Source organism: Pseudomonas guineae, assembly GCF_900113745.1.
Lineage (GTDB): Bacteria > Pseudomonadota > Gammaproteobacteria > Pseudomonadales > Pseudomonadaceae > Aquipseudomonas > Aquipseudomonas guineae.
In genome coordinates, this window is record NZ_FOQL01000001.1 from 310,427 (window position 1) to 333,645 (window position 23,219).

The window sequence follows — 23,219 nt, forward strand, 5'->3', positions numbered from 1 at the left end:
GCATAAATTGAGATGGCCTTTAAACTTTGACCAACACTCCATCTTCGCCAACAAACCTACCGATAATTTTATATGATTCACCATGCAATGGCAGCGGTAAGTTATAGTTAGTACCACCCCAGCCGTGCTCAAGCACCTCTGCATTAGCACCTTGAGCAACAGGAAACGGGAAGTAATCCTTCAAAACTTCAAAAGGATCTAATTGGTAAAAGCCTGTAACATCAGCGCCAGATCCCGCGCGCCGATAAGCTGCATCTATATCAACCGGTCGTTTTTTTAAAATACACCCAAGTTCAAAATTCTGTAACAGTGCAGCTTCAGAACAATCAAAGCCAGCAAGTATCAAATTATAGCATAGCAATCCAGAGTTCCAACTTGTCAAGTGACCTGCAATTAAACGCTCTCTTGGATGTATGGGTACTACAATCACCAAAACCCCATCTTCTTTTAGACAAGTGAAAATTTTTTCAAGAAAAAGCCCAACATTGCGCTGATGCTCCAGAACATGAGAGCACCAAATCACATCGAAGCTTCTCTCAAATTCAATTTCCAAGAAGTCGCCGACAAAGTCTGCATTTTTATTCATATCTACAGAAAAAACTTTCTTTCCGAACATCTCAAAAAAATATTTCTGCAATCCATCACCAGAACCAATATCTAACACGCTCTCAAATTCATAATCGCTGACCAACTTCAATGCCGAATGGAGGCCCCAATCAAGCCTAACTTCTCTTACGTCACTCATTCATTCAACCTAACCCTTAAATACATTAAACAACCAACAGAACGCTCTAAGCCTCTAGTACAGCATTAGATTAAAGTTTATTGAATAAATTCAAGCTGCTGATTTTCACATAGCTCTGCTGGGCAGCCTCAAGGATGATGGTCTGGAACGACAGGCGCGACAGCGCCTCGGCGTAATCTAGCTCACGCAAGTTGGCCTGTACGCCTTTATTGACCAAGGTGACATCGTCATTGTCGACCTGGGTGGTGTCGATAATGTTCATGCGCGCGCCAATTTCACCACGCACACTGTCCACCGTGCTCATACCTAAGTCGATATTGCTCAATGCCGCCGCCACCGCATCTCGTGTCGCGCGATTGCCGGCTGGGCTATCGATAGAGCTCTCTAATGCCATCCGTAAATTGGCGATGGTGTCGAGAATACCCTGCTTTTCTTCTGCTTTACGGCCGAGGGTAAAGGTGTCACCGGTCACGGGCGGGGCGGCCAGGGTGATTGATAAGCCATTGCTTTGTACGGTGAGTGGATAAGCCGTGGCAGCACTGGAAAACCCAGGGGTTAAGGTTAACGGCGCGGCGAAGTTGAAGTCCGTCGAGGGCGCGGCCTCGGCTACTATCGTGAAGTCCAGCTTGCCGGCGGGGGTAAACGCGGCATAGGTGGCCGCGGGGTCTGTAACGGCTAAGGCCAGACTCTGCGCCGGATTGCCTGAAGCCGCGACACTGATGGCGGACTTGGCACCGACCACGACAGTTTCACCACCGACGGGCACACCATCAAACTGCAGGGTAACACCACGAAAAACCAGTTTATCGCTTTGATCTGGGTTGCTGTCCAGCTTGCCGGTAGCCAAGGCAGGGGTCGCTGTACCGTAGGCGAACACCTCATAACTGGCCGCGTCGGGATTACCGAACACCACGCTGATACCCGCCTCGGGAAATGCCGGGGTGGCGGCAAATGCGACTTCATCCTGAACCAAGGCATTGGATACGCTAAGCGTCGAGCCGGCAGGGCTGACGGTCAGGCTGCTGGCTACCCGCTCAGCATTGGTGATGTTCTGGAAGATTTTCTTGCCGTTATCGCTGATGGCTAAGTTCAGTGAGCTGGCAATCTGCAATTTGCGCTGACCTTCGTCGCCTTGGTAACGATAGCTGCCATCACTCTCACGAACGAAGGGCTGGCTTTTACCTTGGAAGCCGGAGAAAAGGTATTCGCCACGGGCATTGCGGGTGTTCATCAGACCCAGCAACTCATCTTCACGCTGACCTAACTCGGCAGCGATGGATTTACGATCCGCAGCGCTGATGGCGCCGTTGCCAGCCTGGCCAGCAAGCTCGCGCACGCGCTGGAGAATGGTATTGACCGAGTTAAGCGTGGTCTCCTCCTGACTAAGACTATTGCCAGCCGCCGTCAAATTATCCTTGTACTGGGCCAGCACGTTTTGTTGTTGCTCCAACTGCAGCAGGCGCACCGAGGCGACCGGGTCATCCGCTGGGGTAAGGATGCGGTTGCCGGTGCTGATCTGCTCTTGGGTGCGGGTGGCATTGGCATAATTGCGCTGGATGCCGGCAACTCCGTTGTTGAACGCCTGAATAGTGGAGATGCGCATTGGAACTTACCTCTTGGGTAGCCTGGCAATTACCTGGCTGCCGAATCTGGATCGCCAGTACGCTGGCGCTTAGTTGTTATAGGTGCGCCCAGCGCACCAGAAGATTTAGCGGAACGTATTAATCAGGGTATCGAACAAAGAGCGGGCAACTTGAATGACCTGCGCTGATGCGTTGTAGTACTGCTCGAATTTGATCAGGTTGGCGGCCTCTTCGTCGAGGTTGACCGCCGACAAAGAGTCGCGGTTGTTGGTTGCCTGCTTGAGGATGGCACCGGTGGCTTCGCTGTCCTGTCGGGACTGGGCGGTCAGGGTGCCGACGCGCTCGACCAAATCACCGTAACCATCGGTGAAGCTCACACCGGTGCCGATGCTGGTGATAGTAGGGTCCACACCCACGGTCTGTTTGTTCTGCAGATCAACCAATTTCAGGGCATTGCGGTTATCGGAAACGCCGCTGCTGTTGAAGCCAAGGGTGAACTTATCACCGTTCTCTGGGCGGCCACTGAAGCTCTGACTAATCGTATAGGACTGCACCATTACGCCGTCATCGACTTCGACGACATAACTGAGCTGATTATTTTGCCCGGACGTGACGCCGATAGTCTGCACTTGAGGCGCTGGGGGTGCTGGCATGGCCGGTGAGGTGATGGTCACACCGGCCGGCAATGGGCTAGTGAATTGCAAGCGGCCATTGACTGAGTCAAAGGTCAGCTCAATCGAATCAATGGCCTTGAGGTTACTCAACCTCATGGGCTCAAGGGTATTGGTTATTTGCGGCTGGCCTATCACCGCATTTCCGCGGTTTTGTAAATCAGCCGCGGAGCGCAATGGCGCGGCAAAAGCTAGCTGATCAGGCTGATCCAACTGGGCATTAATAGTCGTGGCGCCGCGCCGGGTTGGTTGCAGCAGGAATTTGTCACCCGCAACCGGCTCAGAGCCTAACGCTAGCTCGAAGCCTTGACCCCTGCCTGCCTTATCCGTGAACGTCAGTGTGGCCGGGTAAGAGGCCGGTACGCTTGAGGGAGGCGTCGTTAGCGGGCTTGCGATTACTGTCATCGCCTCGCCATCGCTCAGGCGCCTGGCCGTGTAGGTGGTGCCGTCGTATTCAAGGCGATAATCACTGGTGGTGAGCACGCTGGTATCGGTGATGTTCAACGCCGGCTGAACGCTGCCGGTATTCGTCGAAAAAGCGCGGGCGCGCAAGCTGGCCAAGGCTGGGTCATTAAAATCACCGAACAGCGCCGAACCCACTTGCCCCTTCAAATCCAAGCCCTGACCAAGCTGGGTGTTGACCTGATCACTGACCGCCAGCGCCAGACGACCCAGCGAGTTGAGGGTTGGGTCCAGTGTCTCGGCACGGTAGCGAATCAACCCGCCCAATTCGCCCCCGGTGATTAGTGAGGTAATTCCCTGACTTGAACCACCGTTAACCAGATTTACCTCAAAACGCAGCGGGTCGCCCTGCCCCGGAACGACTTCAAGGCGACTGGTGCTGTTACCCACCACCAGCGGCTGGCCAGTACCGACGAATAAATTCAGTGAGTTGTCGTCTTGCGCCACCACCGTCACACCCACGAAAGTGGACAGCTGACGAACGGCCTCCTCTCGAGCATCGAGTAGGTCATTGGGCTGCTGACCATTAGCGGCGGCTTTGGCGATTGCATCGTTGTAGCTGGCAATTGAGGTGGCCAGGCGATTGACCTGATCACTGACGGCTGACATTTGTTTGTTGATGAAGCTGTTCTGCTCGGTGATCCGATCGGCAACCGTATTGAAACGGCGCGCTAAACCTTGGGCCTCAGACAACACCAACTGCCGCGCGGGAATATTGGCCGGGTCTTCGGCGGCTGTCTGCAAAGAAGAAAACAGCTTCTGCAACGAGGGCGTGATTCCGGTAGTAGTGCCGGCCAACAGCGAGTCGAGCTGCTCGATTTGGCCTCTGTAGGCCTCAACATCGGAACTAAGAGCGGTGCTGCTGCGCACCTGGGCGCTCAGAAACTCGCTGTAACTGCGGCGAATATCAACCAGGGTGGTGCCTGAGCCGATATAGCCAGCACCACTGAACTGAGGGTTGCGCGTGGCCTGCACGGCATCCTGGCGCGAGAAGCCGGGGGTGTTGACGTTGGTGATGTTATGGCCAGTGACCGCCAGCGAGGTTTTGTTCGCCGTGAGCCCGGACAGGCCAATACTGAGAAGGTCAGCCATGGTTCATCATCCGTTAGTGGACGGCGTGTTAACGGCCGCGACTGTTTGGTAGGTCTGCATCTGCCGGGCGATCTGGGCGATTTTGCGTGCGTACTGCGGGTCTGTGGCGTAGCCGGCTTTCTGCAATTCGCGGGCGAACTGCTCTGGCTTGTCGGTGGTGGCCAGGGCTTTTTCGTAACGGCCATTGCCCTGCAGGAAGCTCACGTAATCGTCAAAACTGTGGGCGTAGGATTCGTAGGCGCGGAAGGTCGCCGCTTCTTTAACCGCCTTGCCGCCCTTGAATTCAGTGGTTAGCACGCGCGCCGAGTCGCCTTCCCAGGTGTTGTGGGTTTTGATGCCAAACAGGTTGTGGCTGCTGGAGCCGTCTTGTTGGCGAATAATCGACTTGCCCCAGCCAGTTTCCAGTGCGGCCTGGGCCACCAGGTAGCGCGGGTCGACACCAATCTTGTCGGCGGCCTGCTCGGCCATTGGCAGCATGGCGGCAATAAATTCATCCTTCGAGCCGAACGCCGCCTTGCCTGGAGCCAGCGGTGGCTGGGCAATACGCCGGCCAGTGATGGCGTCGGTGCCGCTCAAGCCCAGCGCAGTATCGGCGGGTGCGGCAAAGGCTTTGGCAGGAATCCAGTTATTTTGCGCCAACGGCTGGCCATCGGCAGTAGCCGCTGACGGCACGATACCAGCCAACAAACGATCGGTGAGTTTGCCTGGCAGGGACAACCGCCGCTGGTTAAGCAGCGAGCTGTCATCACGGCTGCTCTCGACCTGAGCCAGTGGCTTGCTCGGCGCGCTTGGCACCGGCTCATTGACCTGGGCAAACGGGTTTGGTCGGGTATCGGCGGCCTTGATTTGCGACATCTGCCGCACCAGCACGTCGGCCAGGCCAATACCGTTCTGGTGATTGGATAGGGTCACGGACAGTTGCTGGTCGTGCATGTCCTGATAGGTCTTGCTCTCGTTGCTGTTCATGAAGTTGCCTTCACCGAACGCCTCGTTGGCCGAGCGCATGGCTTTGAGCATTTCATTAAGAAACAGCGACTCAAATTCTTGAGCGACCTTCTTTATGTTCTTTTCGCTGTCGCCGCCGACCTTGAATTGCTGCAAACGGCCCAGGTCGTTATAGGCGCCGCTGTCGACAGCACTTTGACCGCCAAGCAAACCAGCTGAGAGTTTAGAGTCCATCGTCTGCCCCTTAAATCACGATCAGGTCGGCCTGCAGCGCGCCGGCTTGCTTGAGCGCCTCCAGGATGGCCATAAGGTCGGAAGGCGATGCGCCGACCTGATTAACCGCGCGGACGATTTCATCCAGCGTGGTACCAGGGCCGAACTTAAACATTGGCTTTAATTCCTGATCAGCATTGACCTTTGAACGCGGCACCACAGCGGTCTGGCCGCCGGACAGGGCTTCCGGCTGGCTGACAATTGGGTCTTCGGTAATGGTCACAGTGAGGCTGCCGTGGGTCACGGCGGCTGGCTGTACCCGAACATTTTGGCCAATCACGATGGTGCCGGTGCGTGAGTTGATGATGACCTTAGCAACCGCCTGACCGATCTCGACTTCGAGGTTTTCCAGAATCGACAGGTAGTCCACCCGCTGACCCGGATCGAGTGGCGCGCTGACGCGAATCGAGCCGCCATCAACGGCCTGAGCGACGCCTGGGCCAAGCAGTTCGTTGATGTGATCAACAATGTTTTTCGCGGTAGTGAAATCTGGGCGGTTGAGGTTGAGTGTCAGACTGTTGCCCTGATTGAAACCGCTTGGCACTGGCCGCTCGACCATTGCACCACCGGGAATGCGCCCCGCCGACGGCACGTTGACAGTAATACGCGAGCCGTCGCCACCTTCGGCGTCAAAACCGCCGACCACCAAGTTGCCTTGGGCGATGGCGTAAACGTTGCCGTCGATACCTTTAAGCGGGGTCATCAGCAGGCTGCCACCGCGCAAACTCTTGGCGTTACCGATGGACGATACGGTGATGTCGATGGTCTGCCCGGGCTTGGCGAAGGCCGGCAGGTCGGCATGGATCGACACCGCTGCGACGTTCTTCAGCTGCACGTTGCCGCCGGCCGGTACCTTAATACCGAACTGCGCCATCATGTTATTGAAGGTCTGCACGGTGAAGGGCGTCTGGGTGGTTTGGTCGCCACTGCCATTAAGACCCACCACTAAGCCATAGCCGATCAATTGGTTACTGCGCACACCTTGGATGCTGGCCAGGTCTTTCAGCCGTTCGGCCTGGGCCAGTGAGGCCAGCAACAGTGCCGCGACAGCGATGAGGTATTTACTAAGCGTCATGTTGACCATCCTTAGAACGGCCACATTGGGCTAAGAAAGAAACGGCTCATCCAGCCTGGCTGGGAGGCATCGGCAAAGGCGCCGGTTCCCGAATAGGTGATACGTGCATCGGCAATCCGAGTTGAGGACACGGTGTTGTCGGTGGAAATGTCGTCAGAGCGAACCAGGCCGGCAATGCGCACCAGCTCATCGCCGGTATTGAGGGTCATCCACTTTTCACCGCGCACCAGCAAAATGCCGTTGGGCATCACTTCAGCCACCGATACGGTAATCGAGCCGGTGAGACTGTTGCTCTGCCCGGCAGCACCTGAGCCATCTGCCGAACGCGTGGCATCGAAGCTGGCATCCAGACCTAGGGTGTCATTGGTCATGCCCAACGCGCCGATGGAGGCCAGCGGGTTTTTCGGCGATACGGCCATGCCGAAGAGATTGGGAATGCCAAGGTTAGCCGAGCTGTCTTTGCTGACTTTACTGGTGCTGTTCTTACTGGCCTGGGTGCGCTCATTCAGGGTGATGGTGATGATGTCGCCCACCCGATAAGCCTTGCGATCACCAAACAGGTTGTTCTCGAATCCAGCTTGATAAATCGAGCCATTGTTCTGTGCTGCGGGCAGCGGAGTACGCGGCATTACTGGCGCGTAATAGGGATCGTCCGGCTTAGGCGCGGGCGCCATGCAGCCGCTCAAAGCCAGAGGGCCAAGCAGTGCACTTATGATGATCAGCCGGTTCATATCGATTACCTCAGATGTTGCATTCTGCGGGGGTGAAGACCTTGGTGGGTTACGCCGCTTCGCGTCTAACCCACCCTACGCCATTAAAGATTTTGCGAAATAAAGCCGAGCATCTGGTCCGCTGTAGAAATGACCTTTGAGTTCATTTCATACGCGCGCTGGGTGGTGATCATGTTCACCAGCTCCTCGACCACACTGACGTTGGAGTTCTCCAGGGTGTTTTGCAGCGTGCTACCCAGGCCGTTCAAACCGGGCGTACCAACCTGCGGCGCGCCGCTGGAGGCGGTCTCCAGGAATAGGTTGTTACCGATGGCTTCCAGCCCCGCAGGGTTAATGAAGTCGGCGGTTTGCAGGTTACCGACGATCTGCGGCTGCGGGCTGCCGGCAGTGGTCACCGACACAGTGCCGTCCTCGCCCACAGTAAAGGTGCGCACTTCATTGGGCAGGACAATGGCTGGCTCTAAGGCATAACCGTTAGAGGTCACCACCTGGCCATCGGAATTCAGGTGAAAGCTACCGTCACGGCTGTAAGACACGGTGCCGTCGGGCAGCAATACCTGGAAGAAACCACGGCCGTTGATCGCCATGTCCAGCGGCTGCTCGGTGGTTTGCAGGCTGCCGGCGGTGAAGATTTTCTGTGTGCCGACCACGCGCACACCAGTACCCAGCTGCAAACCGGTCGGCAGTTGGCTGTCCTGGCTGGACTGACCGCCGGGTTGACGGCGGATTTGGTACAGCAGGTCTTCAAACTCGGCGCGATCACGTTTAAAGCCGGTGGTCGAGACGTTGGCCAAGTTGTTGGAAATGGTGGTCAGGTTCATATCCTGAGCGGACAAACCCGTCTTGCTGACCCACAGTGCCGGAAGCATATCGATTCTCCTCGGGCGTCGCTTTACCGACGCCGCGTGCTGGTAATTAGGTCATTTGCAAGACGCGCGCCATGGCCGACGAATTGTCTTCGGCGGTGCGCATCATCTTCACTTGCAGCTCGAATTGACGGGACAAAGAGAGGATCGCGGTCATCTCTTCCACGGCGTTGACGTTGCTCGATTCGAGAAAGCCCGAGGTGATTTCCATATTGGCATCGGCCTGCACCGGGCCTTGGCCCTTGAAGCGGATCATGCCGTCAGTGCCCTTCTCCATCTGCTTAAGGTCTGGGTTGACCAGCTTTAAGCGATCGACCTCAGCCAGCACATTTGGCGCTTCACCCAGCGCACGAATGCTGATGGTGCCGTCTTTGCCGATTTCGATTTTCTGCTCGGGCGGGACTGCAATCGGCCCAGCGTTGCCCATCACCGGCAAGCCATTGCCGGTCCGCAGCACACCCAAGGAATCGACGTTCAAACTAGCGGTGCGCACGTAGGCTTCAGTGCCGTCAGGCGCTTGCACAGCCAGCCAACCTTTGCCGCCCACTGCCACATCCAGATCGCGACCGGTTTCCTGCAACGAGCCGGGAGTGAAGTCGGTGCCGGGGCGCTCACTCATGGCATAGACCCGCGACGGTAAACCGTCACCAAAGATCGGCATGGAACGCGCCTGTTCAAAATCCCGGCGAAAACCATTGGTGGTGATGTTTGCCAGGTTGTTGGCGTGGGCACGCTGGGCCAGGGTGTTGTTGTGGGCACCAGTCATGGAAACGTACAGCATCTTGTCCATGGTTATTCTCCGAGTTGGGCGAGTCGCCCGCTGCTCTATACAGGCTATGAAGCAATGCCTATGCCAGCATTCGGAAAAAAACAATAAGCTCTTGATAAATATGAATTTAAAAATAAAAAGGCTCCATCAAGGAGCCTTTTAAAAACCGAAGCGGCGTATTTTTGCCGCCGACGACAAGCACTTGCCCGCCGCCGGCCATTATCAACGCAGGTTGATAATGGTCTGGGTGATCGCGCTTTCGGTTTCGATGGTTTTCGCGTTGGCCTGGTAGTTGCGCTGAGCGACGATCAGGTTGACCAGCTGATCGGACAGCTCGACGTTGGAGTCCTCTAGGGCGCCCGATTGAAGGGCACCCAGCGTTCCGCTGCGCGGCGTGCCAACAACCGGCTCACCGGAAGCAAAGGACTGCACCCAAGCCGTTTTGCCCACGGGCGTCAGCCCTTGCGTATTGGCAAAGTTAGCCAGAATTACCTGCCCCTGCACCTTGGATTGACCATTGGTATAGCGGGCAAAGATCACCCCAGTGTCGTCAATTTCCAGGCCGGCCAGCTGGCCAGTGGTGTAGCCATCCTGGCTGACGCTGTTGACCGCAAAGGTGCTGGAGAACTGGGTGGAACCGCGCAGATCAACAACAACACCACCAGCGTTACTGGATGCACCATTCTGCGACCAACCACTCACTGAAGAGGCGTCCGGAGCCGCTGGATTCCAACCGTTAAGCGTGAACTGTCCTGCTGGCGCGATAGGCGTCTGTACACCAGCACTATCTACCGATGACAGTCCGGACAGCTGACCACTGGCATCGAAGCCCAACTGATAGCGCAGTGGCTCTACACCGGCGGGAGCACTTAGCTGCGGGGCGCTCGGGCTGCGCCCATCGATCAACACGTTCATCTGCCACTCATTCGGGCCGCTTTTGACGAAGTACTGGGACATCACATGCGCGTTGCCCTGAGTGTCATAGATATTGGTTGAGGTCGAGGAGTTGTAAGTCGTCGGATCAGCCGGGTCGAAGGTGGCATTACCAGCAGCTTTAGCCCCGTCAAAATTGCCAGCGTTAGCCGGCACCGCAAGGAACGAATCGTAAGCGCTCTGCCAGTCAGCCGACACCTTATTGGTCGAGTTCAGATTGAACGTCTGATCCAACGTCGTGGTCGCCTTCGGCGATTGGCTCGCAGTCTCAATGCGCAGGTCGTTGATCACGCCATTTTGCAGGTTGCCATTGCCATCGACAGCATAGCCCTGCAGCTTGTAGCCAAAGTTATTGACCATAAAGCCATCACGGTCAGTGCCGAAGTAGCCGGCTCGGGTATAACTCACGTCACCGTTGTTGCTGGTCTGGAAGAAACCGTTACCGTTGATCGCCAGGTCCAAGGAGTTTTGCGTGTTATTAATGTTGCCCTGATTGAACAACTGCGAAACGTTGCTCAGCAACACGCCGCTGCCAATGGCGTTCTTACCCATACCGTTTACCGAAGCCGAGTACACATCGGCAAACTCTGCACGCGACTGCTTAAAGCCTGCCGTACCGGCGTTGGCGATGTTGTTACCGGTCACGTTAAGGTCGCTGGTCGCGGAACGCAGACCGCTAAGCCCTATGTTGAAACTCATGGAAGACTCCTTTGCCGGACAGCCGGCGGCTAAAACCGTTAGTTACTGACCGATAACCTGAACTTGCGACATCGGCACGCTGCCAAGCCCTGCAAGATTCAACATCAACTCGCTGCCACCCAAGGTGACGCTGTCAACATTGGCCGGCAGCATGGTGTAGAGCCCCTTAGTGCCTTCGGCATAAGTAGCTTGAGCCTCGAATTTATAAGTGCCAGGTGGCAATAGATTGCCGCTGGAGTCCTTGCCATCCCAGATAAAGCTGACGTTACCGGCGGCCTGATCGCCCAGATTGACCCGACTCACAGCCGAGCCCGACTTGTCGTAAATATTGACGTAGACGTTGCTGCTGCTGGCAGGCAAAACCAAGCTGGCCTTAAAGCTCTCGCTGGTATCGACCACCGCCTTGTCCGTTGGCACGATGACCTTACGCCCGACCAGCGAAGAGGCCTGCAGCGCCTGAGATGACTGATAGCCACTGACCAAAGAACCCATGCTGGTGTTGAGCTTCTCAATCCCCTCAACCTGGCTGAACTGCGCCAACTGAGCGATAAACTCACCGTTGCCTTGCGGCTCAAGTGGGTTCTGGTTATTCAACTGGGCCACCAATAAGTTGAGAAACTCGTTCTTACCGAGTTCTTCTTTCCCACCCGTTTCAGTTTTAATCTGATACTGGTCCAATACCCCTGCGCTGACGCCGCCAACAGTACTCATAGGTTCGTGCTCCTTATCCGTCGGCTTACTGACCTAGAGTCAATACGCGCTGCATCATCTGCTTGGCGGTGTTCATCATTTCAGTGTTGGTCTGGAAAGCCCGGCTGGCAGAAATCATGTCGGCCATCTCTTCCACCACATTGACGTTGGGGTAGTAGACATAGCCGCCCTCATCGGCCGCCGGGTGGTTCGGCTCATAGCGCGGCATAAGGCTGCTCTGGTCCTCGAGCACGCCCAGCACCTGGACGCCTACACCGGCGTTGTCCTGATCGGCAAACAGCGAACCACGATCACCGCCTTGCGCTGACTGGTACACGGTGGCAAACACCGGATGGCGCGCGCGATACGTCTGGTCAATGCTGGAAGAGACCGTCTCGGCGTTGGCAATGTTGCTGGAGATGGTATTCAGGCGAGTGCTCTGAGCGCTCATACCCATTCCGGCGATGTTAAAAACACTGGTAAGTGACATGGCTTCAGGCTCCTATTAATCGCCGCGCAGGGCGCTGACCAACCCTTTGAATTTGCTGTTGAGCAGGGTGAAACTGGCTTGAAACTGCACCGAGTTTTCCGCGTAATTGGACTGCTCGATCTGCAGGTCAACGGTGTTCTGATCAATCGAGGGGTGCATCGGAGTGCGGTATGCCAGGCTGGCATCGCCGCCCATCACCCCTTCAGCAGGAATATGCTGGCTATTAGTTCGATTCAGGCTGACCGGGCCGCGCTGACTCTGGGCGCTTTGCTCGGCTAAAACGCTGGCGAATTGCAGATCACGCGCTTTGTAGTTAGGCGTATCGGCGTTGGCGATATTGTTGGCCAACACCTCGGCACGCTGAGTGCGAAAGCCGAGTGCTTTTTCATGTATGCCGAGTGCCCGATCAAAACTGATGCTCATGGTCAGAAACCTTTGCCAGTTGGCGTTGCTGTTTTCCGTACAAGACCATAAGCAAAGCCTGTGCCATTTTATTTTTTACTTATTTATCAATTATTTAACTAATAAATAAGGCGTTAAATGTGGCAAGGCGGCAAACACTTTCCGCCTAAGGGCATGCAAGCGGCAATCAAACGCTGACCTTTGCCGAATACTCTGGCACATAGATGACGTAAAACCTTGCCCTGCGCTCTACCCCGACAGAGTCAGGACACTCAGCTGAATCAGTCACGCGCAGAACAAAACCGAGCCGACCTACCGCCTGTCAGTCAATCACGCACGGCTTTGACAAGCATTCTCATTAGCATTAGTATCTTTCGCACTAGCCACCGCCCTGCTAAGAGTCTTAATCATGTACGTCTGTCTCTGCGAAGGTGTTACTGACGGTCAGATCCGCGAAGCTATCTATGAAGGCTGCTGCAGCTACCGTGATGTCCGAAATACCCTCGGCGTTGCCAGCCAATGCGGCAAATGTGCCTGCCTGGCCAAGCAAGTGGTGCGCGAAACCTTAAACAACGTGCAAATCAGCCAGGCCGCCACGGCCTACCCGGCCAGCTTTACTGCCGCCTGATTAACCACGTCATGAAGAACCGGGCCTTGCGTCCGGTTTTTTTATGGCTTTAATTCAATGCCTTAGCAGCAAAATGCAGAACTTAAACATTCTTACTCAGATTGGATTTAACTTTGAATTCAGCCACTTAGGTTTGACAGTCAAAAACCCGCGGCCCAGAATCAGGCGCTAACTCCCTGCAAGGCAGACGCAGACATGAAAGGCGACAAGAAAGTCATTCAGCATCTGAACAAGATCCTCGGCAACGAGCTGGTCGCGATCAATCAGTACTTCCTGCATGCGCGCATGTACGAGGACTGGGGCCTGAAGAAACTCGGTGAGCACGAGTACCACGAGTCCATCGACGAGATGAAGCATGCGGACAAGCTGATCAAGCGCATCCTCTTCCTCGAGGGCCTGCCTAACCTGCAAGACCTCGGCAAGATTCTGATCGGCGAGAACACACAGGAAATGCTCGAGTGCGACCTGAAGATCGAACATAAGGCGCTCATTGACCTGAAAGCGGCGATTGCCTACTGCGAAAGCATCGGTGACTACGCCAGCCGCGAGCTGCTGGAAGACATCCTCTGTTCCGAGGAGGAGCATATCGACTGGCTGGAAACTCAGCTCAGCTTGATCAAGTCGGTTGGCTTGCAGAACTACCTGCAGTCACAAATGGACGAATAAATGTCCACGCCATAAACAACAAACCCCGCACTTGGCGGGGTTTGTTGTTTATGCAGCGCCTGCTTACGCGTCGGCTTTTTGCACAGCGTCTTTGATCAGGGCCTGCAGTTCACCCTTATCGAACATTTCCGCCATGATGTCGCTACCGCCGACCAGTTCACCACCGACCCACAGTTGCGGGAAGGTTGGCCAGTTGGCGTATTTCGGCAAATTGGCGCGAATTTCCGGGTTTTGCAGGATGTCGACGTAGGCGAATTTCTCACCACAAGCCATCACAGCCTGCGCAGCCTTGGAGGAAAAGCCGCACTGCGGAGCGTTCGGCGAGCCTTTCATGTACAGCAGAACGGTGTTGGCGTCGATCTGCTCTTTGATGGTTTCGATGATATCCATTGGGCACCTCAGGACTTAACTTTCCGACTCACGGGTCGGCGCGGTGGCGCATTGTAGCGAAAAGCCGAGCGCAATGCTCGGCCTTCCCTGCCATGTCCATAGCCAAGTAAACCCTGTCAGGCGGCCTCCACCTGCACCGGCACCCCGTTCAATGCGGCATTACCGGACAAACTGTCGAGTTGCCGCTCATCGGTCAGGTCATTGGCACTGGCGCCTGGTTGCGCACTGGCAATGCTCATCTGTACGCCAGGCCGCGCATGACCCCAGCCATGCGGCAGGCTGACTACGCCGGCCATCATCTCGTCGCTGGCGGCGACTTCAACTTCAATCACCCCAACTCGCGAACGCACCCGCACCCGCTGACCATCGCTGAGCCCACGCTGCAGCAGATCTGCCGGGTGCATCAACAGTTGATGGCGTGGCTTACCTTTAACCAGGCGATGGTAGTTGTGCATCCAAGAGTTATTGCTGCGCACATGGCGACGCCCAATCAGCAACAATTCGCCAGCATTAACTACCGGTTGTGCAGCAAAACGTTGCAGGTCGGCCATGATCACTGCTGGAGCGGCCTGCACCTGCTTGTTGACGGTTTTCAGTCGCGCACCCAGGTTAGGTTTGAGTGCGCCCAGGTCGAGGCCATGAGGATGTTCGCGCAGCGCTGCCAGAGAAAGCTTATGTTCAGACTTATCGCCATAGGCACCCAGACGCAGGCCCATATCGATCATCTGCTCAGGGGCCATAGTTGGCTTAAGTTCCAGGTCATTCTTGCCGGCAAAGGCTTTAGCTAAACCGACGAAAATCTCCCAGTCATGCAGCGTGCCCGCAGGTTTAGCCAGCACCGCCTCGTTAAAGCGAGTGACATTGCGCACAGCGAACATATTAAAAGTAGTGTCGTAGTGATCATGCTCCAACGGCCCGGTTGGCGGCAGGATCAGGTCGGCATAGCGGGTGGTTTCGTTGATATAGAAGTCGATGCTGAGCATAAACTCCAACCCCTCCAGCGCCTGTTCCAACTGGCGGCCATTGGGAGTGGACAGCACCGGATTGCCGGCCACTGTTACCAGCGCGCGGATCTGCCCTTCGCCGTCAGTGAGCATTTCCTCAGCCAGGGCGGATACCGGCAACTCACCGCCGTATTCCGGCAAACCGGATACGCGGCTCTGCCAGCGATTGAAATTACCGCCAGAGGTCGTAGCTACCAGGTCCACAGCGGGCTCAGTACAGAGCACGCCACCGACCCGATCCAGGTTACCGCTGACCAGATTAATCAGCTGCACCAGCCACTGACACAAGGTGCCGAACGCCTGGGTCGATACGCCCATACGGCCGTAGCACACCGCCGATTCGGCAGTGGCAAAATCGCGCGCCAACTGGCGAATTACGGCCGCTGGCACGCCGCAACGTGCACTCATGGTTTCGGCAGTAAAGCCGGCGATGGCCTGGCGCACCTCATCCAGCCCGTCGATCGCCAAGTGGCTGCTACGGCCGAGCTTTTCCTCGAACAGGGTATTGAGCAGGCCGAACAACAGCGCGGCATCTTGGCCCGGTCGCACGAACACATGCTGGTCGGCAATCGCGGCAGTTTCACTACGCCGGGGGTCAACCACTACCAGTTTACCGCCACGCTTCTGGATGGCTTTCAGGCGCTTTTCCACATCCGGCACGGTCATGATGCTGCCGTTGGAGGCTAGCGGGTTACCGCCCAAAATCAGCATAAAGTCAGTGTGATCAATGTCAGGAATCGGAATCAGCAAACCGTGGCCATACATCAAATGGCTGGTCAGGTGATGGGGGAGCTGATCAACCGAGGTGGCGGAGTAACGGTTGCGGGTTTTCAGCAAGCCGAGAAAGTAATTGCTGTGGGTCATCAGGCCGTAGTTATGCACACTCGGATTGCCCTGATACACCGCTACTGCGTTTTTGCCATGCGCTGCCTGGATTGCGCTGAAGCGCTCGGCTACCAGCTCGAAGGCCTCATCCCAGTCAATCGCCTGCCACTCGCTGCCCACACGGCGCATCGGCTGACGTAAACGGTCGGGATCGCTCTGAATATCTTGCAGGGCCACCGCTTTGGGACAGATATGACCGCGGCTGAAGGTATCTTGGGGATCGCCCTTGATCGAGCGGATCTGCGTTGAGCCATCAACCTGTACTTCAGTTTCAATGGTCAGGCCGCAAATGGCCTCGCAGAGATGGCATGCACGGTGATGAAGGGACTTGGTCATGGCCTGGCCTCTTGTTCTGATTCGAAACGACCGGTCGGGTCGCCAGAATCGAACTATGGTGCCAGCCAAAGCAGGACACCAGCAGGCTTTGTCTTATGAATCGGCAGGCATCATGCCCGCCGATTCACTAAAGCGTCGAGACCTTAACGGATCGAAGTGACAGTACCTTTGTTGCCAGTCACTTTGACGCTAACGGTTTTGTATACGAAGTAGTCCTGCACGTTGACTTCGTAACGCGGGGCGACAATAACGTCAGCACCCGATGCCTTGACAGCTTTGTATGCAGCTGCGGATTTAGCGGAAGCAACTGGGTCAAGACCCAGAGCAAAACCACCTTCGCTGCCACCGTAGGTTACGCCGTCGGCGAACTGGGTATCACCACCCAGCTTGAACACATTGAACAGAATGTTCACCGAAGACTCACCCGAGATGGTCTCGCCCACTTTCACATCAGCTTTCAGACCTGTTTTAACTTCGCCGCCCAGCGGCAGAGTTGGTTGGCTGACGTTCTGGCTGGCACAGCCGGTCAACAGGGCAAAAGCAGAGACAGCGGCGATAGATGCAAAATACTTCATATGAAACTCCGTTTCATAACGATCCATGGATACCCCATTGCGGGGCAATGCATTGCCTCGGAAAGGCGGGCGCATCCTAATTTCCAGGTATCTCGACTTCAACCACAGATGTCGTTTTTATGACATCTCTCACAACGACTATAGGTTCAGGCTTACAAATCGAATAACGCTGGTGTACTCGCGAGTGGTTTGCGCCGGCTCGCCATTTACTTATAAGATCGCGCCTTTCCCGTTTCGTCGCATGATGCGGCTCCCAGCCGCAGGTTCTGCCGTTTCTTCTATTTATCTAGGCCATTGAACCTGCGCCTCGCTGTCAAAAGGTAGTTAACGATGAGCGCAAGACACTTTCTCTCGCTGATGGATTGCACACCCGATGAGCTGGTGGGGCTGATCCGCCGCGGTATGGAGCTGAAGGACTTGCGTAACCGCGGCGTATTGTTCGAGCCGCTGAAGAACCGCGTACTGGGCATGATTTTCGAGAAAGCCTCGACCCGTACCCGCCTGTCGTTCGAAGCCGGCATGATCCAGCTGGGCGGCCAGGCGATCTTTCTTTCGCCGCGAGATACCCAGTTGGGCCGTGGCGAGCCGATTGGCGATGCCGCCATCGTCATGTCGCGCATGCTCGATGCAGTGATGATCCGCACCTTCGCCCACAGCACCCTGACCGAATTCGCTGCCAACTCGCGTGTGCCCGTGATCAACGGTCTGTCCGATGACCTGCACCCCTGCCAGTTGCTGGCCGACATGCAGACCTACCAGGAACACCGCGGCAGCATCAAAGGCAAAACCGTAGTGTGGATCGGCGACGGCAACAACATGTGCAACTCCTATATAGAAGCGGCCATCCAGTTCGACTTCCAACTGCGTGTGGCTTGCCCCGCGGGCTACGAACCCAGCGCCAGCCTGCTGGCACTGGCGGGCGAACGCGTGCAGGTGCTGCGTGATCCACTGCAAGCCGTGGCTGGCGCACATGTGGTCAGCACCGACGTCTGGGCCTCCATGGGCCAGGAAGAAGAAGCCGCCGAACGCATGCGCCAGTTCAAGCCCTATCAGGTCACGCGTGCTCTGCTCGATGCAGCGGCCGATGACGTGCTGTTCCTGCATTGCCTGCCGGCGCACCGCGGCGAGGAAATCAGCTTCGACCTGCTCGACGACCCACGCTCAGCGGCTTGGGATCAAGCAGAGAACCGTCTGCATGCGCAAAAAGCGTTGCTCGAATTTCTGGTTGAACCGGCGTACCACCACGCATGAGCCAAGCCCTGTTAAACCTGCGTGAGCTGAGCTGCGGCTACTCTGAACACAGAGTGGTGCAGCACCTTAATCTGCACCTGAATGCCGGCGACATCGGCTGCCTGCTCGGCCCTTCGGGCTGCGGCAAAACCACCACGCTGCGCGCCATTGCTGGTTTCGAACCGGTGTTGGCGGGCGAGATCCAGCTGGCTGATCAGGTTATCTCCAAGGCGGGCTACACCCTAGCGCCGGAAAAACGCCGGATCGGCATGGTGTTTCAGGATTACGCCCTGTTCCCGCACCTCAGCGTGGCGGAGAACATAGCCTTTGGCATCCGCAAGCAGGCGAACTGTGAGCGCATCACCGGTGAGCTGCTGGAGATGGTCAAGCTCAGCCACCTGGGCAAGCGCTACCCGCATGAGCTTTCCGGCGGCCAGCAACAGCGCGTCGCCCTGGCCCGTGCGCTGGCACCTGAACCGCAATTACTGCTGCTTGACGAGCCCTTCTCAAATCTTGATGGTGAGTTGCGCCGACGCCTAAGCCATGAAGTGCGCGACATCCTTAAGGCCCGAGGCACCAGCGCGATTCTAGTCACCCACGATCAAGAAGAAGCCTTTGCCGTGAGCGATCAAGTCGGCGTATTCAAGGAAGGCAAACTGGAGCAGTGGGACACGCCGTTCAACCTTTACCACGAACCGCTCACACCCTTCGTCGCCAGTTTTATCGGCCAGGGCTATTTCATTCGCGGACAGATGCTCAGCCCAGACACAGTGCAAACCGAGCTGGGGTTGATTCGTGGTAACCGTGCCTACACCTGGCCCGTCGGCAGCGCCGTGGATGTTCTGCTGCGCCCGGATGACATCATTTACGACCCAGAGAGCACGCAAAAAGCGTTAATTGTCGGCAAAACCTTCCTCGGCGCAGCCACCCTGTACCGCCTGCAACTGCCAACGGGCAGTCAGCTGGAAGCGATTTTCCCCAGCCACGCCGACCACCAACCGGGCCAACAGGTTGGCATTCGCGTAGAAGCCGATCACCTAGTAGCGTTTGCAGTGCCCGGCAGTATTGCCACGCAGGCCAGCCTGGGCGAATCGGGTGTACGCCGCTACAGCAGCGACAGCTAATCAGCGCACGGCAACATTAGCCGGCCACTTGCGACCAATACCGCCTGGCCGGCAATCTTCACCCGCTCCCCCTCCAGTTCACAATGCAACTCGCCACCGCGCGCAGAGCACTGGTAAGCACTCAAAGCATTCTTACCGAGTTGCTGCGCCCAATAAGGCGTGAGAATGCAGTGAGTCGAGCCGGTGACCGGGTCTTCATTGATGCCGATGGCAGGTGCAAAGTAGCGCGAGACGAAATCGTGCTGCTCGCCGGGCGCGCTGATCAACAGGCCCAGCCCGGGCAATTTTGCCAGCGCTAGCAGGTCGGGCTGACAGGCACGCACAGCCGTCTCACTGGGCAATATCGCCAGTAGTTCCTGAATACCCAGCCCTTCATGCAAGGCCAGCACGCGCAGCACAGGCATACCCAGTGCATGCTCAACCTCGGCGCGCAGCTCACAGGGCTGTGCTCGACGCACGGGAAAATCCAGCACCAGCCTGGCGCCTGCGCGACTGACCCGCAACGCGCCGGACATGCAGGTGAAGTCGATCACCTCACCGGGCTCGTCATACTGCTCAAACAGTACATGAGCCGCCGCCAGAGTGGCATGGCCGCACAGCGGTACTTCAGCAGACGGGGTAAACCAGCGGATATGCCAGGCCGCACCCTCCTTCACCACAAAGGCGGTTTCCGCCAGGTTGTGTTCGGCGGCAATCTGCTGCATCAAGGCCTCATCAAGCCAACTGTCTAGGCGATAGATCATCGCCGGGTTGCCACTGAAGGCGCGTTGAGCGAAGGCGTCAATCTGGTAAAAGTCGAGCCGCATAAAACCACCCACATCATTTATGTCATGTCCAAGCATGCCGCAAACAGGCACGCAAACGCCGCTACAGCCGGACATGAAATGGGCCGTACAGCACAACCAGGTGGTCAATCGTTTCGACACATGCCCGGCGGCGAACCGAGCAAAAGGTGCTTTAGCTCTCGCTACGCACCCGGTTAACCGCATCCAGCCAACCGTCATACAGCTTGCTGCGATGGCTATCCGCCATGCGCGGTTCAAACCGCTGCTGACGATGCCAGTGGCGGGCGATACTCTCTAAATCCTTATAGATCCCGGCCTGCAGGCCCGCCAAATAGGCGACACCCAGCGCGGTGGTTTCAGTGACTTCAGGGCGCTCAACTGGCACACCCAGGATGTCGGCCAAGAACTGCATAACCCAATTGTTCTCCACCATGCCGCCATCCACCCGCAGCGCGCTGGGTTCTACAGCGCCGTCCTGGCGCATGGCCTCGAGCAGATCACGGGTCTGGTAGCACACCGACTGCAAGCCGGCGGTGACGATCTCCTTAATCCCGGTATCGCGGGTCAGGCCGAATATCGCACCACGTGCTTTCGGGTCCCAGTAAGGCGCACCGAGTCCGGTAAAGGCTGGCACCAGGTAGACACCGCAGGCATCGCCTGTCTGCTCGGCCATGGCTTCGGTATCGCGGGCGTGACTGATTAGCTTGATGCCGTCACGCAGCCACTGCACGGCGGCACCGGCGACGAAGATACTGCCCTCCACCGCATAAGTGACCTGGCCATTCAGGCGATAGCCAACCGTGGTGAGCAGGCGATTCTTCGATGTCACCGGCGTGCTGCCAGTGTTCTGGATCATGAAGCAGCCAGTGCCATAGGTGCTTTTCACCATACCTGGCTCGAAGCAAGCCTGGCCAATCAACGCCGCCTGCTGATCACCGGCCATGCCCAACACTGGAATGGAGGCACCGAGTAGGCTGGCGTCGATGGAGCCAAAATCAGCCGCGCAGTCGAGCACTTCAGGTAGGAGGCTGGGCGAGATACCAAATAGCTTAAGCAGTTCTTCATCCCACTGCTGGGTATGAATATTGAACAGCAAGGTGCGCGAGGCGTTGCTGGCATCCGTCTTGTGTGACTTGCCGCCGGTCAGACGCCACAACAAGAATGAGTCCACGGTACCGAACCGCAGCTCGCCGCGTTCTGCGCGCTCGAGGGCACCGGGAACTTTGTGCAGGATCCAGCGCAGCTTGGTCGCGGAGAAATACGGATCAATCAACAGGCCTGTTTTGGCCGCCACCGCCGCTTCATGGCCTGCTTCCTTAAGCTCGGCGCAGTAATCGGCAGTGCGGCGATCCTGCCAGACAATCGCCGGATGGATCGGCGTACCGGTCTGCGCATCCCACACCAACGTGGTTTCACGCTGGTTGGTGATACCGATCGCGGCCACATCACTGGCGCTCAAACCACTCTGTTTGAGCGCTTCGCGGCAAACTTTAAGGGTGCTTAGCCACAGCTCTTCACCGTCATGTTCGACCCAGCCATCTTGAGGAAAATACTGCTTAAACTCCTGCTGCGCGCGCGCCACGGGTAACCCCTGGGCACTGAAGACAATTGCCCGACTGCTCGTAGTGCCCTGGTCGATGGCCAGCAGGTAATGAGACATGCAGATTTCCTTATTTTTATAGGTTATTGAACGGCGACTAACCGCGACCGATTGGGGCAAATAACCCCTGAGTCAGTTGCGCCAGCACAAACGCCTCCAGCTGCACTTCCAGGCCACGCCGCCCGGCGCTGACATAGATGTTGGGGAACTGCTGAGCGGATTCATCAATAAAGGTGCGCAACCGCTTCTTCTGCCCCAGCGGGCTGATACCACCGAGCAAGTAACCAGTGACTCGTTGCGCCACAACTGGGTCAGCCATATCGACCTTCTTCACGCCCGCAGCCTGAGCCAGGGCCTTCAAGTCCAGCGTACCGGCCACCGGCACCACGGCCACCAACAATTCACCCTTTTCGCTGGCCGCCAGCAAGGTTTTGAACACCTGAGCAGGCTCAAGACTGAGCCTTTCCGCCGCTTCCAAACCGTAGGATGCGGCCTTGGGGTCATGGTGGTAGCTGTGCACCTGATGCACCGCTTTGGCTTTTTTCAGCAGATCAATGGCTGGAGTCATGTTCGAATGTGAAAACAATCTGACAAAAGTTGGCGTACCTTAGCCGAAAAAATGGCCGGGAGCAGTTTTTAACATCGTACAGCGACAGCCCGAAGGTTGGCCGCCATGGATGGCAGACCATAAATTTACCAACCGTCAGTCTATAATGCTGCGCACTTCCAAGGAGCTCCCATGACCCTGCCGCCCCGCCAACACGACATTCTCGAACTAGCCCGCGAACGCGGCTACGTCAGCATCGACGAGTTGGCTCAGGCCTTTGCCGTGACGCCGCAAACCATTCGCCGCGACATCAATCAACTCGCTGAGCAGGGTCTACTGCGTCGCACCCACGGCGGCGCGGCGAGTGAAAGCTCGAGCATCCAGAACACGGCCTACAGCATGCGTGCTGGCCTGATGCGCGATGAGAAGCAGCGCATCGCCGCCGCTATCGCTGCGCAAATCCCCGATAACGCCTCGCTGTTTATCAATATCGGCACAACCACCGAGGCGATTGCCCGTGAGCTGCTGGGACACAAAGGGCTAAAGATCATCACCAACAACCTGCACGTGGCGGCTCAGCTCAGCGCCAAGGCCGACTTCGAAGTGCTGCTGGCCGGCGGTACGGTGCGCAGCGACGGTGGCGTGGTCGGCCAGGCGGCGGTGGATTTTATCCAGCAGTTCAAAGTCGATTACGCCCTGGTCGGCATCAGCGGTATCGACGAAGACGGCAGCCTGCTCGACTTCGACTACCAGGAAGTGAGGGTCTCCCAGGCCATCATTAGCAACGCTCGCCAGGTGTTTTTAGCCGTCGACTCGAGCAAATTCGGTCGTAATGCCGTGGTGCGTTTAGGCTCGATCACGCTGGTCGACCGGCTGTTCACCGATGCAGCACCCTCTATCGCGGTCAACCGCCTACTGGTCGAACACAAGGTGCAGCTCGACTTGGTGTAAGCCCCCCCGCTCAAGAAATCGACAACCGCCGGGCGCGAAAGCGCACCTCGGAGTGGCGAAGCCGTGCATATT

23 protein-coding genes are annotated in these 23,219 nt (G+C 56.8%); 5 read left to right on the forward strand and 18 right to left on the reverse strand.

The window, feature by feature from the left end:
* Positions 1–19: 19 nt before the first annotated feature.
* From BMZ32_RS01540 to flgB, 12 genes are all read right to left on the reverse strand, one after another.
* Complete coding sequence (locus BMZ32_RS01540; protein WP_090238609.1) at positions 20–745, reverse strand: class I SAM-dependent methyltransferase; 726 nt, start codon at positions 743–745, stop codon at positions 20–22.
* A 70-nt stretch (positions 746–815) separates the two neighbouring features.
* Positions 816–2,348, reverse strand: a complete 1,533-nt coding sequence (flgL, locus tag BMZ32_RS01545) for a flagellar hook-associated protein FlgL (RefSeq protein ID WP_090238611.1) — start codon at positions 2,346–2,348, stop codon at positions 816–818.
* Between the two features lie 105 nt (positions 2,349–2,453).
* Positions 2,454–4,553 carry a flagellar hook-associated protein FlgK gene (gene flgK, locus BMZ32_RS01550; RefSeq protein WP_090238614.1) on the reverse strand — a complete coding sequence of 700 codons (2,100 nt, stop codon included), beginning with the start codon at positions 4,551–4,553 and terminating at the stop codon, positions 2,454–2,456.
* A 6-nt stretch (positions 4,554–4,559) separates the two neighbouring features.
* The gene (gene flgJ / locus BMZ32_RS01555) at positions 4,560–5,732 is read right to left on the reverse strand and encodes a flagellar assembly peptidoglycan hydrolase FlgJ (protein ID WP_090238617.1); all 1,173 of its coding nucleotides are present in this window, start codon (positions 5,730–5,732) and stop codon (positions 4,560–4,562) included.
* A gap of 10 nt (positions 5,733–5,742) precedes the next feature.
* Positions 5,743–6,846, reverse strand: coding sequence for a flagellar basal body P-ring protein FlgI (locus tag BMZ32_RS01560; RefSeq protein ID WP_090238620.1), 1,104 nt, complete (start codon positions 6,844–6,846; stop codon positions 5,743–5,745).
* A gap of 11 nt (positions 6,847–6,857) precedes the next feature.
* Positions 6,858–7,577, reverse strand: coding sequence for a flagellar basal body L-ring protein FlgH (gene flgH / locus BMZ32_RS01565; protein WP_090238623.1), 720 nt, complete (start codon positions 7,575–7,577; stop codon positions 6,858–6,860).
* 83 nt (positions 7,578–7,660) lie between these two features.
* Positions 7,661–8,446: a flagellar basal-body rod protein FlgG gene (gene flgG, locus BMZ32_RS01570; protein ID WP_090238626.1), complete on the reverse strand. Its 786-nt coding sequence runs from the start codon at positions 8,444–8,446 to the stop codon at positions 7,661–7,663.
* 46 nt (positions 8,447–8,492) lie between these two features.
* On the reverse strand, positions 8,493–9,233 hold the full coding sequence (locus BMZ32_RS01575; protein WP_090238629.1) for a flagellar basal body rod protein FlgF: 741 nt from the start codon (positions 9,231–9,233) through the stop codon (positions 8,493–8,495).
* Positions 9,234–9,434: 201 nt separating this feature from the next.
* Positions 9,435–10,844: a flagellar hook protein FlgE gene (gene flgE / locus BMZ32_RS01580; RefSeq protein WP_090238633.1), complete on the reverse strand. Its 1,410-nt coding sequence runs from the start codon at positions 10,842–10,844 to the stop codon at positions 9,435–9,437.
* Positions 10,845–10,886: 42 nt separating this feature from the next.
* On the reverse strand, positions 10,887–11,555 hold the full coding sequence (flgD, locus tag BMZ32_RS01585; RefSeq protein WP_090238636.1) for a flagellar hook assembly protein FlgD: 669 nt from the start codon (positions 11,553–11,555) through the stop codon (positions 10,887–10,889).
* Positions 11,556–11,580: 25 nt separating this feature from the next.
* Entirely contained in the window at positions 11,581–12,024 is a 444-nt protein-coding gene (flgC, locus tag BMZ32_RS01590; RefSeq protein WP_090238638.1) for a flagellar basal body rod protein FlgC, read from the reverse strand.
* Between the two features lie 15 nt (positions 12,025–12,039).
* Positions 12,040–12,447, reverse strand: a complete 408-nt coding sequence (flgB, locus tag BMZ32_RS01595) for a flagellar basal body rod protein FlgB (RefSeq protein ID WP_090238641.1) — start codon at positions 12,445–12,447, stop codon at positions 12,040–12,042.
* 388 nt (positions 12,448–12,835) lie between these two features.
* Between flgB and BMZ32_RS01600 the strand changes: the two genes are divergently transcribed.
* On the forward strand, positions 12,836–13,054 hold the full coding sequence (locus BMZ32_RS01600) for a bacterioferritin-associated ferredoxin (protein ID WP_090238644.1): 219 nt from the start codon (positions 12,836–12,838) through the stop codon (positions 13,052–13,054).
* 195 nt (positions 13,055–13,249) lie between these two features.
* Positions 13,250–13,720, forward strand: a complete 471-nt coding sequence (gene bfr / locus BMZ32_RS01605; protein ID WP_090238647.1) for a bacterioferritin — start codon at positions 13,250–13,252, stop codon at positions 13,718–13,720.
* A gap of 63 nt (positions 13,721–13,783) precedes the next feature.
* Here the strand turns inward: bfr and grxD are convergent, their stop codons facing one another.
* The 3 genes from grxD to BMZ32_RS01620 form a co-directional block, all read right to left on the reverse strand.
* Positions 13,784–14,110: a Grx4 family monothiol glutaredoxin gene (gene grxD, locus BMZ32_RS01610; RefSeq protein ID WP_090238650.1), complete on the reverse strand. Its 327-nt coding sequence runs from the start codon at positions 14,108–14,110 to the stop codon at positions 13,784–13,786.
* A gap of 116 nt (positions 14,111–14,226) precedes the next feature.
* Positions 14,227–16,335, reverse strand: coding sequence for a molybdopterin oxidoreductase family protein (locus BMZ32_RS01615; protein WP_090238653.1), 2,109 nt, complete (start codon positions 16,333–16,335; stop codon positions 14,227–14,229).
* A gap of 143 nt (positions 16,336–16,478) precedes the next feature.
* A complete protein-coding gene (locus BMZ32_RS01620; protein WP_090238656.1) occupies positions 16,479–16,910 on the reverse strand; it encodes a hypothetical protein in 432 nt (143 codons plus the stop codon).
* 330 nt (positions 16,911–17,240) lie between these two features.
* On the opposite strand from BMZ32_RS01620, the gene argF reads away from it, so the two are divergent.
* Positions 17,241–18,161 carry an ornithine carbamoyltransferase gene (gene argF, locus BMZ32_RS01625; RefSeq protein WP_090238659.1) on the forward strand — a complete coding sequence of 307 codons (921 nt, stop codon included), beginning with the start codon at positions 17,241–17,243 and terminating at the stop codon, positions 18,159–18,161.
* Complete coding sequence (locus BMZ32_RS01630; RefSeq protein WP_090238663.1) at positions 18,158–19,264, forward strand: ABC transporter ATP-binding protein; 1,107 nt, start codon at positions 18,158–18,160, stop codon at positions 19,262–19,264. The genes argF and BMZ32_RS01630 overlap by 4 nt, the downstream gene beginning before the upstream one ends.
* Here BMZ32_RS01630 and BMZ32_RS01635 read toward each other — a convergent pair.
* The 3 genes from BMZ32_RS01635 to ybaK all read right to left on the reverse strand — a co-directional run bounded on the left by BMZ32_RS01635 (position 19,261) and on the right by ybaK (position 22,217).
* The gene (locus tag BMZ32_RS01635; protein WP_090238666.1) at positions 19,261–20,070 is read right to left on the reverse strand and encodes a PhzF family phenazine biosynthesis protein; all 810 of its coding nucleotides are present in this window, start codon (positions 20,068–20,070) and stop codon (positions 19,261–19,263) included. The two genes, BMZ32_RS01630 and BMZ32_RS01635, sit on opposite strands and share 4 nt — an antisense overlap.
* Before the next feature lie 151 nt (positions 20,071–20,221).
* Positions 20,222–21,709, reverse strand: a complete 1,488-nt coding sequence (gene glpK / locus BMZ32_RS01640) for a glycerol kinase GlpK (RefSeq protein WP_090238670.1) — start codon at positions 21,707–21,709, stop codon at positions 20,222–20,224.
* 37 nt (positions 21,710–21,746) lie between these two features.
* Positions 21,747–22,217, reverse strand: a complete 471-nt coding sequence (ybaK, locus tag BMZ32_RS01645) for a Cys-tRNA(Pro) deacylase (RefSeq protein ID WP_090238674.1) — start codon at positions 22,215–22,217, stop codon at positions 21,747–21,749.
* 171 nt (positions 22,218–22,388) lie between these two features.
* Here ybaK and BMZ32_RS01650 point away from each other — a divergent pair, with 171 nt between their 5' ends.
* A complete protein-coding gene (locus BMZ32_RS01650; protein ID WP_090238677.1) occupies positions 22,389–23,147 on the forward strand; it encodes a DeoR family transcriptional regulator in 759 nt (252 codons plus the stop codon).
* Positions 23,148–23,219 lie beyond the last annotated feature (72 nt).

Excerpts from the sequence above, each read along its gene's own strand:
- BMZ32_RS01540 (WP_090238609.1), bottom strand. The coding sequence starts at position 745 with ATGAGTGACGTAAGAGAAGTTAGGCTTGATTGGGGCCTCCATTCGGCA.
- flgL (WP_090238611.1), bottom strand. The coding sequence starts at position 2,348 with ATGCGCATCTCCACTATTCAGGCGTTCAACAACGGAGTTGCCGGCATC.
- flgK (WP_090238614.1), bottom strand. The coding sequence starts at position 4,553 with ATGGCTGACCTTCTCAGTATTGGCCTGTCCGGGCTCACGGCGAACAAA.
- flgJ (WP_090238617.1), bottom strand. The coding sequence starts at position 5,732 with ATGGACTCTAAACTCTCAGCTGGTTTGCTTGGCGGTCAAAGTGCTGTC.
- BMZ32_RS01560 (WP_090238620.1), bottom strand. The coding sequence starts at position 6,846 with ATGACGCTTAGTAAATACCTCATCGCTGTCGCGGCACTGTTGCTGGCC.
- flgH (WP_090238623.1), bottom strand. The coding sequence starts at position 7,577 with ATGAACCGGCTGATCATCATAAGTGCACTGCTTGGCCCTCTGGCTTTG.
- flgG (WP_090238626.1), bottom strand. The coding sequence starts at position 8,446 with ATGCTTCCGGCACTGTGGGTCAGCAAGACGGGTTTGTCCGCTCAGGAT.
- BMZ32_RS01575 (WP_090238629.1), bottom strand. The coding sequence starts at position 9,233 with ATGGACAAGATGCTGTACGTTTCCATGACTGGTGCCCACAACAACACC.
- flgE (WP_090238633.1), bottom strand. The coding sequence starts at position 10,844 with ATGAGTTTCAACATAGGGCTTAGCGGTCTGCGTTCCGCGACCAGCGAC.
- flgD (WP_090238636.1), bottom strand. The coding sequence starts at position 11,555 with ATGAGTACTGTTGGCGGCGTCAGCGCAGGGGTATTGGACCAGTATCAG.
- flgC (WP_090238638.1), bottom strand. The coding sequence starts at position 12,024 with ATGTCACTTACCAGTGTTTTTAACATCGCCGGAATGGGTATGAGCGCT.
- flgB (WP_090238641.1), bottom strand. The coding sequence starts at position 12,447 with ATGAGCATCAGTTTTGATCGGGCACTCGGCATACATGAAAAAGCACTC.
- BMZ32_RS01600 (WP_090238644.1), top strand. The coding sequence starts at position 12,836 with ATGTACGTCTGTCTCTGCGAAGGTGTTACTGACGGTCAGATCCGCGAA.
- bfr (WP_090238647.1), top strand. The coding sequence starts at position 13,250 with ATGAAAGGCGACAAGAAAGTCATTCAGCATCTGAACAAGATCCTCGGC.
- grxD (WP_090238650.1), bottom strand. The coding sequence starts at position 14,110 with ATGGATATCATCGAAACCATCAAAGAGCAGATCGACGCCAACACCGTT.
- BMZ32_RS01615 (WP_090238653.1), bottom strand. The coding sequence starts at position 16,335 with ATGACCAAGTCCCTTCATCACCGTGCATGCCATCTCTGCGAGGCCATT.
- BMZ32_RS01620 (WP_090238656.1), bottom strand. The coding sequence starts at position 16,910 with ATGAAGTATTTTGCATCTATCGCCGCTGTCTCTGCTTTTGCCCTGTTG.
- argF (WP_090238659.1), top strand. The coding sequence starts at position 17,241 with ATGAGCGCAAGACACTTTCTCTCGCTGATGGATTGCACACCCGATGAG.
- BMZ32_RS01630 (WP_090238663.1), top strand. The coding sequence starts at position 18,158 with ATGAGCCAAGCCCTGTTAAACCTGCGTGAGCTGAGCTGCGGCTACTCT.
- BMZ32_RS01635 (WP_090238666.1), bottom strand. The coding sequence starts at position 20,070 with ATGCGGCTCGACTTTTACCAGATTGACGCCTTCGCTCAACGCGCCTTC.
- glpK (WP_090238670.1), bottom strand. The coding sequence starts at position 21,709 with ATGTCTCATTACCTGCTGGCCATCGACCAGGGCACTACGAGCAGTCGG.
- ybaK (WP_090238674.1), bottom strand. The coding sequence starts at position 22,217 with ATGACTCCAGCCATTGATCTGCTGAAAAAAGCCAAAGCGGTGCATCAG.
- BMZ32_RS01650 (WP_090238677.1), top strand. The coding sequence starts at position 22,389 with ATGACCCTGCCGCCCCGCCAACACGACATTCTCGAACTAGCCCGCGAA.